Here is a 13,216-nt window from a genome sequence, read left to right as displayed (position 1 = left end):
GTGAACCCCGGAACGCGCCTGTCCGGGAACTTAGTCTTCCCGCGTCATGGACTACTGCCACCCGTGCCGACGGCACCTCAACGGCGCCCTCACCTGCCCGGGGTGCGGCGCACCCGCTCAACAGCTACGCGCGTATCCGCCCGCCACCTCCGGGCCCGAGCCGTATGCGCGGGACGGGTCGGCGCACCCGATGCCCGGCGCCCCGGACGGCCGCGACGGCCTGGCCGACCACGGCGCGCAAGGCGGCCGGGACGACGGCGACGGCCGGGACGACAGCGCTCACGACGGCCACGCTCACGACGACCACGCTCACGACGACCATGCTCACGACGACGGCGCTCACGACGATCGTGACGGGCATGCCGATCACGCAGCGGGGAGCGGCGAGCCGCGGGGCCGGGCCGCGCGTCGCCGCGAGCAGGGCCGGGGCGGCCGGCGCGGCCCCCAGGGCGCGGACACCGCGCCGGAGGCGAGCCGCCGCGACCGCAAGGCCTCGGCCCACCGCAGGCGCCGCAAACGCATCGTGCTGATCACCGTCGGCTTCGCGCTCGCCGCCGGCGGCCTGAGCCTGGCCGAACTCGGCGTGGACGCACCGGGGTTCACCTCCCCGGGCAACCCGGCGGCGGCCGGGGGCGAGGCGTCCGAGGTCGACGGGTCGTCGTCGGGGCCGAGCGCGACCGCGCAGCCCCTGGACGACAGGACCGACCCGCGCGGGGACGAGACCTCGTCCTCCCCGAGCCCTTCCGCCTCCCCGTCGGCGTCGGAGTCCGCGAAGGACGCGTCGGCCACGCCGAGCCCGGACAAGGAGGCCCAGTCGGGCGCCCTCCCCGGCTCCTCCGGGTCGGCCTCCGGATCGGCCCCGTCCGACGCGGACCCGGGTTCGGACCCCACCCCGACCGCCGGTCCCTCGGCGCCGGACGCGTCCCCGGATCCGTCCCCGTCGCAGACGTGCACACGCTTCCTGTGGTGGTGCTCGTAGGGCTGCGCCGGCCCCGGCCGTCCGTCCCCCGGTCCCGCTGAGCGGTCCGGGCGGTCGTCATGTGGGCCGTCCAGGACGCCGTGCCGGGCGCCCCGGTACGGCCGAAATCGGCGTGCCCCGAAGCGGGTTGGGTGTGCTCCGGCCGCGGGACCTGTCGGCGGGCCGCTGCCCGGTGTCCGGCCTCGACCGGCCTTTCGGCCTGTGACCAGGGGTGATGTGCCGCCCGCGGTCGGCGCGTTATGGAACCGTGACGAGCTTCCCGTGCAACCCCCTTGACCGCCATGAATTGTTAGCGCTCACAATGACCTCCGCATTCACCAGTCGGCGACGACGTCAGCACGGGGAGGTACGAGCGGTCGTGCCCGCAGCGTCCCCACTCGCTTTTCCCACCGGTGTCGTCGGGCCCACCGGGATCCCGGAGTGAAGCCCGTGGCGCGGAACCGTCCGCCCACACCGCAGGACTTACCGGACTTATCGACAGACGAACGCCAAGGAGGTGCGGCCGTGACACCCACCCGGCTCCGGCCGCCCACCATGGCCGACGTGGCGCGCCTGGCCGGCGTGTCCCACCAGACCGTGTCCCGCGTGCTGGGGGAGCACCCCAACGTGCGGGACGAGACACGGGCCAGGGTGCTGCGGGCGATCGAGGAGATGGGCTACCGCCGCAACTTCTCCGCACGGGCCCTGGCGACCCGGCGCACCCGGACGCTGGGCGTGGTCGCCTCCGACACCACCCTCTACGGGCCGGCCAGCACGCTGTTCGCGCTCGAGGAGGCGGCGCGGGCCGAGGGATACCTCGTCTCGACGGTCAGTCTGCGCGAACTGACCATGGAGAAGCTCTCCGAGGCACTGGAACACCTCAGCGAGGGCGGGGTGGAAGGCGTGGTGGCCATCGCCCCGCAGCGGTCGGCGGTGGAGGCCCTGGCCGAACTGCGCCATCCCTTCCCGGTGGTGGTCGTGGGCGGCGGGCCGGGCATGGACATCCCCCGCGTCGGTGTCGACCAGCATCTGGGGGCGCGGCTGGCGACCGCTCACCTGCTGGCCGCCGGCCACCGCACGGTCTGGCACCTCGCCGGACCCGAGGACTGGCAGGAGGCGGCCGACCGGGCCGCCGGCTGGCGGGCCACCCTCGAAGAGGCGGGTGTCGAGCCGCCCATGATGCTGCGGGGGGACTGGAGTCCGCTGTCGGGCTACCGCGCGGGCCAGGAACTGGCCGGCTGGGTGGGCCGGGGGCTGACCGCGGTCTTCGTCGCCAACGACCAGATGGCGCTGGGGGTGTTGCGGGCCCTGCGAGAGGCGGGCGTCCGGACTCCCCAGGACGTCGCGGTGGTCGGGTTCGACGACATCCCGGAGTCGGAGTTCTTCGCTCCGCCGCTCACCACCGTCCGGCAGGACTTCTCGACGGTGGGCCGGCGAGGCATCGCGCTGCTCCTGGAGCAGATCGAGGGCCGGCCCGCCGCCGACCCGCCCCGGATCGCGATCGAGCCCCAACTCGTCGTACGCGCAAGCACGTTCCCGAGCGCCGCTCAACCGGAGGGCGTACCTCTCTGACGGACCCCGTCGGACCCCTGACCAGCAGTGTGACCGAAATGCCGAACAGTGATCGACAGGCTGGACGCAGTGCGGCCGGTCCATCGAGTACCAGCAGGTCCATCCCCGGGCCGGCTCTTCAAAGGAGAAGAACATGCTCAGCAGAAGAAACTTCCTCACCGCGGCGGTCGGCGTGGCGGCGGCGGGCGGCCTGGCGGCCTGCGCCAAGGAGGACGACGGCGCGTCCGGCAGCTCGTCCGGGGACGGCGGCAAGGCGATCACGCTCGGCTTCTCCCAGGTCGGCTCGGAGAGCGGCTGGCGCAGCGCCAACACCGACTCGGTGAAGGCGGCGGCCAAGGAGGCGGGTTACACCCTCAAGTTCTCCGACGCCCAGCAGAAGCAGGAGAACCAGATCTCCGCGATCCGCAGCTACATCACCCAGGGCGTCGACGTCATCGCCTTCTCGCCGGTGGTCGTCACCGGCTGGGACGCGGTGCTGAAGGAGGCCAAGGCCAAGAAGATCCCGGTGGTCCTCACCGACCGCTCCGTCGAGACCTCCGACGAGTCCCTGTACGTGACCCTGGTCGGCTCCGACTTCACCGACGAGGGCCGCCGCGCCGCCAAGATCCTCGAGAAGGTCATCGCGAAGGCCGGCCTCAAGGGCGCGGTGAAGATCGCCCAGCTGGAGGGCACCACCGGTGCCGCCCCGGCGATCGAGCGCGCCAAGGGCTTCAAGGAGGTCATGGACGCGAGCCACAAGGACGACTGGAAGGTCGTCGTCAGCCAGACCGGTGACTTCACCCGCGCCGGCGGCAAGCAGGTCATGGCGGCCTTCCTCCAGTCCAACCCGGACATCAACGTCCTCTTCGCGCACAACGACGACATGGCCATCGGCGCCATCCAGTCCATCGAGGCGGCCGGCAAGAAGCCCGGCAAGGACATTTTGATCGTCTCGATCGACGGCGTGAAGGACGGCTTCGTGGCCATGTCCGAAGGCAAGATCAACGCCATCGTCGAGTGCAACCCGCTGCTCGGCCCGCAGCTGATGGACGTCGTGAAGAAGGTCAAGGACGGCGAGACGGTCGAGCGCTGGATCAAGACCGAGGAGGGCGACTTCATGCAGGACCAGGCCGCGGCCGCGCTCCCGAGCCGCAAGTACTGACCGACGCACCCACCGGCAGGGAGCCTCCGGCCGGCCGAGCCGTCGGTCCCGGGGCTCCCTGCGGGCCTGAACGAATCTCAAGAGGAGCGCTGCCATGGCAGAGCCACGGCCCGTCCTGGAAATGACGGGCATAGTCAAGGAGTTTCCGGGGGTACGGGCTCTGTCGGACGTCGACTTCCGGCTCTTCCCCGGCGAGATCCACGCCCTGATGGGCGAGAACGGCGCGGGCAAGTCCACCCTCATCAAGGTGCTGACCGGGGTCTACTCCCTGGACGGCGGCACGATCACGCTGGACGGTGAGGCCGTGCGGATCACCAGCCCGCTGGAGGCCCAGCAGGCCGGCATCAGCACCGTCTACCAGGAGGTCAACCTCTGCCCCAACCTGTCGGTGGCGGAGAACATCTTCATCGGGCGCGAACCGACCCGTCTGGGCCGCATCCAGTGGAAGCAGCTGCGCCGGCAGGCGGCGGAGCTGGTGGACCGGCTCGGACTCGACATCGACGTCACCGCCCCGCTGTCCTCGTACCCGCTGGCCGTGCAGCAACTGGTCGCGATCGTACGGTCGTTGGGCACCGGCGACGGCACCCGAGGCGAGGGGCCGGGCACCAAGGTGCTGATCCTCGACGAGCCGACCTCCAGCCTCGACCGGGACGAGGTCCTCCAACTGTTCGCGCTGATGCGCCGGTTGAAGGACGAGGGCGTGGCGATCCTGTTCGTCTCGCACTTCCTCGACCAGATCTACGAGGTCTGCGACCGGATGACCGTACTGCGCAACGGCACCCTCGTCGGTGAGCACATGGTGCGCGACCTCGACCAGGTCGGCCTCGTCCAGCTCATGCTCGGCAAGGCCATGGGCCAGCTGGACGAACTCCACGAACACCAGCTCCACTCCGACGCGGGCGAGACCCTGCTCGTCGCGGACGGCCTCGGCCGGACCGGCGGCATCGCCCCGTTCGACATGGAGATCAGGAAGGGGCAGGTGATCGGGCTGGCCGGCCTGCTCGGATCGGGCCGCACCGAACTCGCCCGGCTGCTCTTCGGCGCCGACCAGCCGGACACCGGCAAGGTGTCCATCGGCGGCAGGCAGGTCTCGATGAGCGCCCCGAACGACGCGATCGACGCCGGTGTCGCCTTCTGCTCGGAGAACCGCAAGAGCGAGGGCCTGGTGCCCGATCTGACGGTGCGGGAGAACATCATCCTGGCCCTGCAGGCCGCGCGCGGCTGGACCCGGCCCGTCCCGGTCGCGCAGCGCGACGAACTCGTCGCCAAGTACATCAAGGCGCTGGACATCCGCCCCGCCGACCCCGAGGCCAGGGTGGGCCGGCTCAGCGGCGGCAACCAGCAGAAGGTGCTGCTGGCCCGGTGGCTGATCACCCAGCCGAAGCTGCTGATCCTGGACGAGCCGACGCGCGGCATCGACATCGGAGCCAAGGCGGAGATCCAGAAGCTCGTCGTCTCGCTCTCCGAGGACGGCATGTCGGTGCTCTACATCGCGGCCGAGCTGGAGGAGGTACTCCGGCTCAGTCACACCATCGGAGTGCTGCGCGACCGCCGGCTGGTGGCGCAGATCGCCAACGGGCCCGAGATCACCACGAGCCGGATCCTGGAGACCATCGCGAGCGGAGAGCACCAGTGACCACCTCTTCGACCACCACTTCCCGGTGGCGAGCGCTGACCCACCACCACCTGTTCTGGCCGGTGGCGGTCCTGGTCCTGCTGCTGCTCGTCAACGTTCCCTTCACCCCCGACTTCTTCTCGATCAAGATGGCGGACGGCCACCTCTACGGCAGCCTCGTCTCGATCGTGCTGTTCGGATCGCCCCTCATCCTGGTCGCGGTCGGCATGACGCTGGTCATCGCCACCGGCGGCATCGACCTCTCCGTCGGCGCCGTGGTCGCCATCACCGGGGCGCTGGCCTGCTCGTACATCAGCGACCAGTCCGACCAGGGCGCCCTGTCCGGGGTGCTGCTCGCCATGGGCCTGGGCCTGCTGGCCGCGGTCGTCTGCGGTCTGTGGAACGGCTTCCTGGTCGCCAGGATGGGGATCCAGCCGATCATCGCGACCCTGATCATCATGGTCGCCGGGCGCGGTGTCGCCCAGCTGATCACCGACGGCCAGATCATCACCATCAACAGCGAGCCGTACAAGCTGATCGGCGGCGGCTACTGGCTGACCCTGCCGTTCTCCATCTTCGTGGTGGCCGTCGTCGTGGCCGTCACCGTGGTGCTGACCCGGCGCACGGCACTCGGCCTGCTGGTCGAGGCGGTCGGCGGCAACGCCGAGGCCAGCCGTCTGGTGGGCATCAGGTCCCGGCGCATCAAGATCATGGTGTACGCGTTCTGCGCGCTCTGCGCGGGCATCGCCGGTCTGATGATCAGCTCCAACACCTCGGCCGCGGACGGCAACAACGCCGGCCTGTGGATCGAACTCGACGCGATCCTCGCCGTGGTGATCGGCGGCACCTCGCTCCTGGGCGGCCGGTTCTCCGTCGGCGGCACGGTGGTCGGCGCCCTCGTCATCCAGACCCTGACCACCACGATCTACACCATCGGCGTGCCGACCCAGACCAACCTGGTCTTCAAGGCCGCCGTCGTCATCGTCGTCTGCCTGCTCCAGTCCCCGAAGTTCCGCGCCAAGGTGTTCGGCGCCAGGTTCGGCGCCGGATCCGGCGCGAAGGGAAGCGGCAAGCCGGCCGCGGCCCCGGCGGACCCCGCCGCGGCGTCCGAGGCCGCCCCCAAGATGGAGGTGTCGTGATGAGCGCGACCACCCAGAGCCCCACGGCCTCCGGCAGCCGTACCCCGTCCACGGCCGCGCGCCTGCTCGGCGACCGGCGGCTGCCCGTCGCGGTGACGGCCCTGCTCTTCCTGCTGATGTACGGCGTCGGCCTGAGCCGGTACCAGAACTACGGGTTCGGCGAGCCGCAGGTCTTCCTGAACCTGTTCATCGACAACGGCTATCTGCTGGTCGCCGCGGTCGGTGTCTCCTTCGTCATCCTGTCCGGCGGCATCGACCTGTCCGTCGGTTCGATGATCGGCTTCACCACGATGTTCACCGCCTGGCTGGTGGAGCGCCAGGGGCTGCCGCTGCTGCTGGTGATCCCCATGGCGCTGGGCGTGGGCGCGCTCGGCGGTTTCCTGATGGGCTATGTGATCCACAACTTCGAGATCCAGCCCTTCATCGTGACCCTCGCCGGCCTCTTCCTCTTCCGCGGCCTGTGCCTGGTCATCAGCAAGGAGTCGATCTCCATCGGCGACGCCTCGGTGAGCAGCATGGCCCAGGCGCAGGTGTCGCTGGGGATGGGCTTCCTGTCGATCGGCGCGATCGTCTCGCTGGTCGTCCTCGCCGTGGCGTTCTACGTCCTGCACTACACCCGCTTCGGGCGCCGGGTGTACGCCATCGGCGGCAACGAGCACTCGGCCATGCTGATGGGTCTCCCGCAGGGCGGCACGAAGATCGCCGTGTACACCGTGAGCGGGTTCTGCTCGGCGCTGGCCGGGCTGCTCTTCACCCTGTACATCCAGTCCGGCGACCCGCTGCACGCGACCGGCATGGAACTCGACGCGATCGCCGCGGTGGTCATCGGCGGCACGCTGCTGACGGGTGGCTCCGGATATGTGCTGGGCACCCTGTTCGGCGTGCTGGTGCTGGGCCTGATCAAGAGCATCATCCAGTTCGAGGGCACCCTCAGCTCCTGGTGGACGAAGATCGCCACCGGTGTGCTGCTGTGCGCGTTCATCCTGGTCCAGCGCTTCATGACGACCCGCAGGAAGACCTGAGGCGACGCGACGGTCCCGGCCCGGTGCCGGGAGCCGTCGTCAGGGTGTCCCGCGCCGGCTCTCCGTCTTGAAGGTCACCCACACCGTCTTGCCGACGGGGTGTTCGGTGATGCCCAGGTCGTCCGCCAGCTCCCGGGCCAGGAAGAGGCCCCGGCCCGAACAGGCGTCGGGGGCCGGCGGGCACGTGGGCACGGGATGGTCACCGGTGTCGCGCACGGCGAGGCGGACCAGGGGGCCGTCGAGGGTGAGGGTCACGCAGTACTGCCTGCCGGGGGGCACCCCGTGCAGCAGGGCGTTCGTGGCGAGTTCCGAGACGCAGAGCTCTACGTCGTCCAGCCGGTCGACGCGGTCCCAGTCGCTCAGCACCTGGTGGACGAAGACCCGGGCGGCCCGTACGGACGCGCGCGAGCGGGGGAAACGACGTTGCCGTGACAGGGGCACGGGGGCACCTCCGGTGGTTCTGGGGCGTCCTGCGGCGAAACCTTACTGTTATTCGCGAAAGGTAACAAGGTAGTGAAGGGTGGCTGAGGGTGGCTGAGGGTGGCGGTTGGCGGATGAGCCAAGTCGCCTACCGTGTAGGGCGGCAGGGTCGAAAGAACGGTCGGCCGTACAGGAGGAGTCGTGGGTGCGAGCGGATGGGTCAGCGCATCGTTGCCGTATCTGACGCCACGGGGCACCGGGCAGGGCGACGCCTGGGCGGCCGAGGCCGCCGCGCAGGGGCGGCGTGGCACCCAGCGCATCCTGCACGCCGGTGAGGTGCCCGCCCCCGCCGACGTGGCGGCGCTGCTCGGCGTCCCCGAGGGTGAGCCGGTCGTCGTACGCCGGCGGCTGATCCTCCTCGACGAGGAGCCCAGCGAGCTGACCGACACGTACTACCCGACGGCCATAGCGGCGGGCACCCGGCTCGCCGGGACCGCCAAGATCCCCGGCGGGGCCCTCACCCTGCTCGCCGAGCTCGGTCACGTCGGCGTCCTCGTGCGGGAGGACGTGACGGCCGGGATGCCGGACGAGGACGAGCGCCAGGCCCTGCGGACCGCCGCAGAGGAACCGGTCCTGCGGCTCGTCCGGCTCACGCTGGACCACGCCGACCGGCCGATCCAGGTCGACCGTATGGTGATGCCTGCCCTACGGCAGAGGCTGCGCTACCAGATCAGGATCGGATGACCGTGCCCAAGGCAGACCCGGAAGCCGTCGACCGCCGCTCCCTGCACGAGCGGATCGCGGCCGATCTGCGCGACGACATCATGAGCGGAGAGCTCGCCCCCGGCGCCAACCTGCCCACCACCGCCCGGCTCAAGGAGCGCTTCGAGGCGTCGAGCGCCACGGTCCAGAAGGCCCTTCAGCTCCTCAAGGACGAACGTCTGGTGGTCGGCCGGGCAGGCGCCGCCGTCACGGTCCGCGAGCACCGCCAGCGCACCGTCCGGCCCGCCGCGCTCATGCGGCCGGGCAGCCCCGGAGCGCCCTACCGCTGGCTCTCCGAGGCGGCCAAGCACGGCACGCACGCCCGGATACAGCTGCTCGACGTGGCCGAGAGCCGCCCGCCCGCCGACGTCCGCGCCGCCCTCGGCCTCCCGGACGACGGCATCGCGCTGCTCCGCGGCCAGATACTCCTCGTCGACGACGAGCCCGCCGAACTCGTGGAGTCCTACTATCCGTTGGACATCGCCCGGGGGACGCCCCTGGCCGAGCGCCGCAGGATCAGGGGCGGCACCCCCGCCCTGCTGACGGAACTCGGCCGGCCGCCCCGCCGCAGCACGGACCGGGTCTCCGCCAGGGTTCCCACCCAGGCCCAGTACCAGGCCCTCCGCCTCACCAGCGGCATGCCGGTCCTGCGGACCCTGCGCGTGGTCCACAGCGACGGCGGCGGCCCGGTCGAGGTCACCGTGATGGTGAAGGCGGGCCATCTCTACGAACTTCAGTACGAGTTCACGGGTGAGGGAGCGGGAGAAGCGTGATCGTGATCGCCCTGGCAGGGTTCCTGGTGCTCGTCCTCGGCGGCTGTGCCTGCGTCTGGTGGGCGGCCCGGGGCGGCCCGCGCTGGGCACGTGCCGTTGCCTTCGTGACGCTTGCGGCGGGTGAACTGCTCCGCGGAGCCGGCCGCGCGGACCGTACGAGCGGGAATTCCGGCTCGGACGACTGAGTCACGGACCCCCGCGAGCACTCCCGCGCGGACCGGGCGCGTCGGCCTCGGGCCGGCGGACGAGGCACGCGGACAGGCGCGGTAAGGCCTGCGCGGCCCGGCGTCTCCAGGTCGGCACGGCCGCGTCGGCCAGGGGTCCGGCGTCTGCCAGGTCCGGCACGGCCGGGTCGGCCAGGCCCTGCGCGGTCAGCGCCCCAGGGTTCGGTGCGGCCGGGTCCTGCGTGATCCTGTGCGGCGGTCYGGTCCKGCGTGGTCTGGTCGTGCGGGGTCCGGCACGGTCAGGTCGGCCGGGGTCCGGCGAGTATCGGGTCCGGGGTCAGGGCCGCAGGGTCCTGTGCGGCGGTCTGGTCCGGCGCGGTCTGGCCCGCCGGGGTCCGGCGTCTGCCAGGTCCTGCGGGGTCGGGCCGCCGGAGCCCTGCGGGGCCGGGCCACCGCGGTCCTGTATGGGTCTGGGGCGGTGCGGGCGGGGTCGCGGGGTCAGGCCCCGTCGTCCTGTGTGCCCAGCATGCGGCGCAGCAGCCCCCGCAGCACCACCCGCTCCTCCTCCGCCAGCCCCGCCAGCGGCTCCCGTGCGAACCGCAGCGACTCGCGCAGTCCCTTTGCGATCTTCCGGCCCTCGGCCGTGGCCGCCGCCAGCTTCACCCGGCGGTCGGCCGGATCGGGGCGTCGCTCGACCAGGCCGCGGGACTCCAGCCGGTCGACGATGCCGGTCACGTTGGACGGCTCGCACTTCAGTTTCTGCGCCAGCTTCCGCATCGGCAGCGGCTCCAGCGAGAGCAGGCTCAGCAGCCGGGCCTGCGCGCCGGTGAGGGCGTGACCTGCCGCGGCCTCCTCGTAGTCCTCGTAGTAACGGGCCACGACCTCGCCGATGAGGCCGACGACCTCCATGGTCAGGGCGTCGGGGAGAGGAGCCGGATGTGGGGTGGGCATGGATCCAGGGTACCCCTTTACTTGACATCCTGAAATATTCAGGAGCATGGTTGTTTCAGGTAGTGAAGCATTTGCGAGCACAGGAAAGGCAGCCCCCCATGACCGAGTCGGCCCTCCCCACCACCAGCCGCGAATGGCGTCTGCTCAGCCGCCCCGTCGGCTGGCCGAAGCCCGAGGACTTCGAGCTGGCCGAGGCGGAGATCCGGCAGCCCGGCCCGGGTGAGGTGCTGGTGCGCAACGCCTACGTGTCCGTCGACCCCTACATGCGCGGCCGGATGAGCGCCGCCAAGTCGTACGTTGCCCCCTTCGAGCTGGGCAAGGCCATGCAGGGCGGGGCGGTCGGCGAGGTCGTCGCCTCCGCGGCCGAGGGCGTCGCGGTCGGCGATCAGGTCCTGCACTTCGGCGGCTGGCGCGAGTACGCCACGTTCGACGCCAAGCAGGCCGTCAAGGTCGACCCCGAGGCCGCTCCCCTCTCCACCTACCTCGGCGTCCTCGGGATGACCGGTCTCACCGCCTACGCGGGCCTGCTGCGCACCGGCTCCTTCAAGGAGGGCGACTCCGTCTTCGTGTCGGGCGCCGCCGGCGCCGTCGGCAGCCAGGTCGGCCAGATCGCCAGGCTGAAGGGCGCCTCCCGGGTCATCGGCTCGGCCGGCTCCGACGAGAAGGTCAAGCTGCTCGTCGAGGAGTACGGCTTCGACGCCGCCTTCAACTACAAGAACGGGCCCGTGGCCGCGCAGCTCCGCGAGGCCGCTCCCGACGGTGTCGACGTCTACTTCGACAACGTCGGCGGCGACCACCTCGAGGCGGCCATCGGTTCGCTCAACGAGAAGGGCCGCATCGTGATCTGCGGCATGATCTCCGTCTACAACAACACCGAGGCCGCCCCCGGCCCGAAGAACCTCGCCCGCCTCATCGCGACCCGCGGCCGTATCGAGGGCCTCCTGGTCGGCGACCACTACGACCTCCAGCCGGAGTTCGTCCGGGAGGTCGGCGGCTGGGTCCGCTCCGGCGAGCTGAAGTACCGCGAGACGGTCGTCGAGGGCATCGAGAACAACCTGGAGGCGTTCCTCGGGGTGCTGCGCGGCGACAACACCGGAAAGATGATCGTCAAGCTCTGATCCCCGGTCCGTGACACCGCCCTGACACCGGTCGTCGCGTACGGCGAAGGCCGCACCCCTGGACGTGGGGTGCGGCCTTCGCTCGCGTCGGCTCTCCCGACGGCGCTCTTCCGGTCGTCTCGTTCGGTCGTCTCGGCCGCCGGGCCGCGTACCGGTGACCCGGTATACCGGTACGCGCGACGGCCGGGCCGTCAGCCGGCGGTGAGGGCCGCCCCGTGCACCGCCGCCGCCAGCCGGTCGTTCTCCGGCGCGGAGCCGCCCGGGAAGGCGAACCGGCGGCGGGTGTAGCCGTAGGCGAGCCCGCTGCGCGGATCCGCGAAGGCCTGGCAGCCGCCCGCCCCGCTGTGCCCGAACGCCCCGGCGCCGAGGAACGGGTGCCAGGTGTCGGCGGTCGCCTGGAAACCCAGCCCGTACGACCTGTGCGAACGCGCCACCACGTCATAGCCCACCGAGTGCAGCTGCCCGAACTCGGCCGCCGTGTCCTCCTTCAGCAGCGGCGCCTTCCCGCCGACCTCGCTGATCGCCGCCGCGTACAGCCCGGCCAGTCCGCGCGCCGAGGCCACCCCGCCCACCGAGGCCGGCCCCCTGGCCCGGATCAGGGGATCGTTGGGCAGGAGTTCCAGATCGGTCGGCTCGGCGGCGTGCCGGTTGAAGGCGACGGCGGCCAGGGTGTGCGGCCCGCCGGGCAGGGAGTCCAGCAGCGCCCGCTGTTCGGCGGTCGGTGCCATCGGCTGCGCGGTGCGGAAGCGCGGCTCGTGCGCCGGGGGCAGCCCCAGGAAGAAGTCCAGCCCGTACGGGACGCGCACCCGCTCCTCGTACACCTCCTGCAGTGTGCGGCCCGTGGCCCGCCGGACGACCTCGCCGGTGAGCGCCCCGATGACCAGCGCGTGGTAGCCGAAGGCGGTGCCCGGTCGCCAGAACGGCCGCTGGTCGGCGAGGCGTTCGGCGATCTGGCGGTCGTCGGCCAGCTCCTGCGGCGAGAACCCGCTGTCCGTGCCGACCACCCCGGCCCGGTGCGCGAGCAGCTCGCGCAGGGTCAGCGCGCCCTTGCCCTCGGCCGCGAACTCCGGCCAGTAGTAGGTGACTTTCCGGTCCAGCTCCAGGGTGCCCTCCTGGACGAGGAGCGCGACCACCAGATGGGCGGCGCCCTTGGTGGAGGAGTAGACGCCGTAGAGCGAGTCGGGTCCGGCGCCGTCGCCCGGCACCCACAGGTCGACGACCCGCCGTCCGTGCACATGGGCGCACAACTGGCCTTCGTAGTCGGGCCGCTCCTCCGCCACGAACGCGGCGAACGCCTCCCGCACCGCTTCGAATCCGTCGGCGACGCTGCCGTGGATCTCCTTCGTCGCCCGAGTCAATCGAGTCATTCGCTCTCCTCAACCAGCCCACTGCTTGCGTGTGCCATGGTGATCAACACCTGGCCGAGATCGTTGCTTCCGGAGATCGGTACGGCGAGGTGTACCTGTTCGACTCAACTGCATCAAGCAGCTGTTGGTGTCAGCGATGCCCCGGATGGCCTACGAGGACCGCCGCCGGCCCGCGCCGCGCACGGCACGCGGGTCCCGGTCGGCCCCGGGCAGT

General features: G+C 71.4%; 13 protein-coding genes. 10 read left to right on the top strand and 3 right to left on the bottom strand.

All coding sequences use genetic code 11. The annotated features are described in order from the left end of the window. Nucleotides 1–46 precede the first annotated feature (46 nt). The 6 genes from ASD48_RS44995 (at nucleotide 47) to yjfF (ending at nucleotide 7,447) form a co-directional block, all read left to right on the top strand. Nucleotides 47–979, top strand: coding sequence for a hypothetical protein (locus ASD48_RS44995; protein WP_063887399.1), 933 nt, complete (start codon nucleotides 47–49; stop codon nucleotides 977–979). 504 nt (nucleotides 980–1,483) lie between these two features. After that, nucleotides 1,484–2,530 (top strand): LacI family DNA-binding transcriptional regulator, encoded by a 1,047-nt coding sequence (locus tag ASD48_RS03615; protein WP_057599875.1) that lies wholly within the window; start codon nucleotides 1,484–1,486, stop codon nucleotides 2,528–2,530. Nucleotides 2,531–2,663: 133 nt separating this feature from the next. Further along, nucleotides 2,664–3,671 (top strand): ABC transporter substrate-binding protein, encoded by a 1,008-nt coding sequence (locus tag ASD48_RS03610; RefSeq protein WP_057599874.1) that lies wholly within the window; start codon nucleotides 2,664–2,666, stop codon nucleotides 3,669–3,671. A 94-nt stretch (nucleotides 3,672–3,765) separates the two neighbouring features. Continuing rightward, entirely contained in the window at nucleotides 3,766–5,307 is a 1,542-nt protein-coding gene (locus ASD48_RS03605) for a sugar ABC transporter ATP-binding protein (protein WP_057599873.1), read from the top strand. Then, the gene (locus tag ASD48_RS03600; RefSeq protein ID WP_057599872.1) at nucleotides 5,304–6,425 is read left to right on the top strand and encodes an ABC transporter permease; all 1,122 of its coding nucleotides are present in this window, start codon (nucleotides 5,304–5,306) and stop codon (nucleotides 6,423–6,425) included. Before ASD48_RS03605 ends, ASD48_RS03600 begins: the two co-directional genes overlap by 4 nt. Further along, nucleotides 6,425–7,447, top strand: coding sequence for a galactofuranose ABC transporter, permease protein YjfF (gene yjfF / locus ASD48_RS03595; RefSeq protein WP_057599871.1), 1,023 nt, complete (start codon nucleotides 6,425–6,427; stop codon nucleotides 7,445–7,447). Before ASD48_RS03600 ends, yjfF begins: the two co-directional genes overlap by 1 nt. 39 nt (nucleotides 7,448–7,486) lie before the next feature. Here the strand turns inward: yjfF and ASD48_RS03590 are convergent, their stop codons facing one another. Beyond that, complete coding sequence (locus ASD48_RS03590) at nucleotides 7,487–7,888, bottom strand: ATP-binding protein (RefSeq protein WP_057599870.1); 402 nt, start codon at nucleotides 7,886–7,888, stop codon at nucleotides 7,487–7,489. 180 nt (nucleotides 7,889–8,068) lie between these two features. Between ASD48_RS03590 and ASD48_RS03585 the strand changes: the two genes are divergently transcribed. Genes ASD48_RS03585 through ASD48_RS03575 form a run of 3 tightly spaced genes read left to right on the top strand, consistent with a single transcriptional unit; the run spans nucleotide 8,069 to nucleotide 9,587 of the window. Continuing rightward, on the top strand, nucleotides 8,069–8,611 hold the full coding sequence (locus ASD48_RS03585; protein WP_057599869.1) for a UTRA domain-containing protein: 543 nt from the start codon (nucleotides 8,069–8,071) through the stop codon (nucleotides 8,609–8,611). After that, entirely contained in the window at nucleotides 8,608–9,402 is a 795-nt protein-coding gene (locus ASD48_RS03580; RefSeq protein ID WP_057599868.1) for a GntR family transcriptional regulator, read from the top strand. Before ASD48_RS03585 ends, ASD48_RS03580 begins: the two co-directional genes overlap by 4 nt. Then, entirely contained in the window at nucleotides 9,399–9,587 is a 189-nt protein-coding gene (locus tag ASD48_RS03575) for a hypothetical protein (protein ID WP_057599867.1), read from the top strand. The genes ASD48_RS03580 and ASD48_RS03575 overlap by 4 nt, the downstream gene beginning before the upstream one ends. A 477-nt stretch (nucleotides 9,588–10,064) precedes the next feature. Here ASD48_RS03575 and ASD48_RS03570 read toward each other — a convergent pair whose 3' ends face one another. Further along, entirely contained in the window at nucleotides 10,065–10,517 is a 453-nt protein-coding gene (locus ASD48_RS03570) for a MarR family transcriptional regulator (protein ID WP_057599866.1), read from the bottom strand. Between the two features lie 98 nt (nucleotides 10,518–10,615). Between ASD48_RS03570 and ASD48_RS03565 the strand changes: the two genes are divergently transcribed. Continuing rightward, nucleotides 10,616–11,635, top strand: coding sequence for an NADP-dependent oxidoreductase (locus tag ASD48_RS03565; RefSeq protein ID WP_057599865.1), 1,020 nt, complete (start codon nucleotides 10,616–10,618; stop codon nucleotides 11,633–11,635). 191 nt (nucleotides 11,636–11,826) lie between these two features. Here ASD48_RS03565 and ASD48_RS03560 read toward each other — a convergent pair whose 3' ends face one another. Beyond that, on the bottom strand, nucleotides 11,827–13,002 hold the full coding sequence (locus tag ASD48_RS03560; protein WP_057599864.1) for a serine hydrolase domain-containing protein: 1,176 nt from the start codon (nucleotides 13,000–13,002) through the stop codon (nucleotides 11,827–11,829). Nucleotides 13,003–13,216: the final 214 nt, after the last annotated feature.

This window comes from Streptomyces sp. Root1310 (genome assembly GCF_001426425.1).
GTDB lineage: Bacteria > Actinomycetota > Actinomycetes > Streptomycetales > Streptomycetaceae > Streptomyces.
This window is presented reverse-complemented; position numbering and strand designations above follow the sequence as displayed.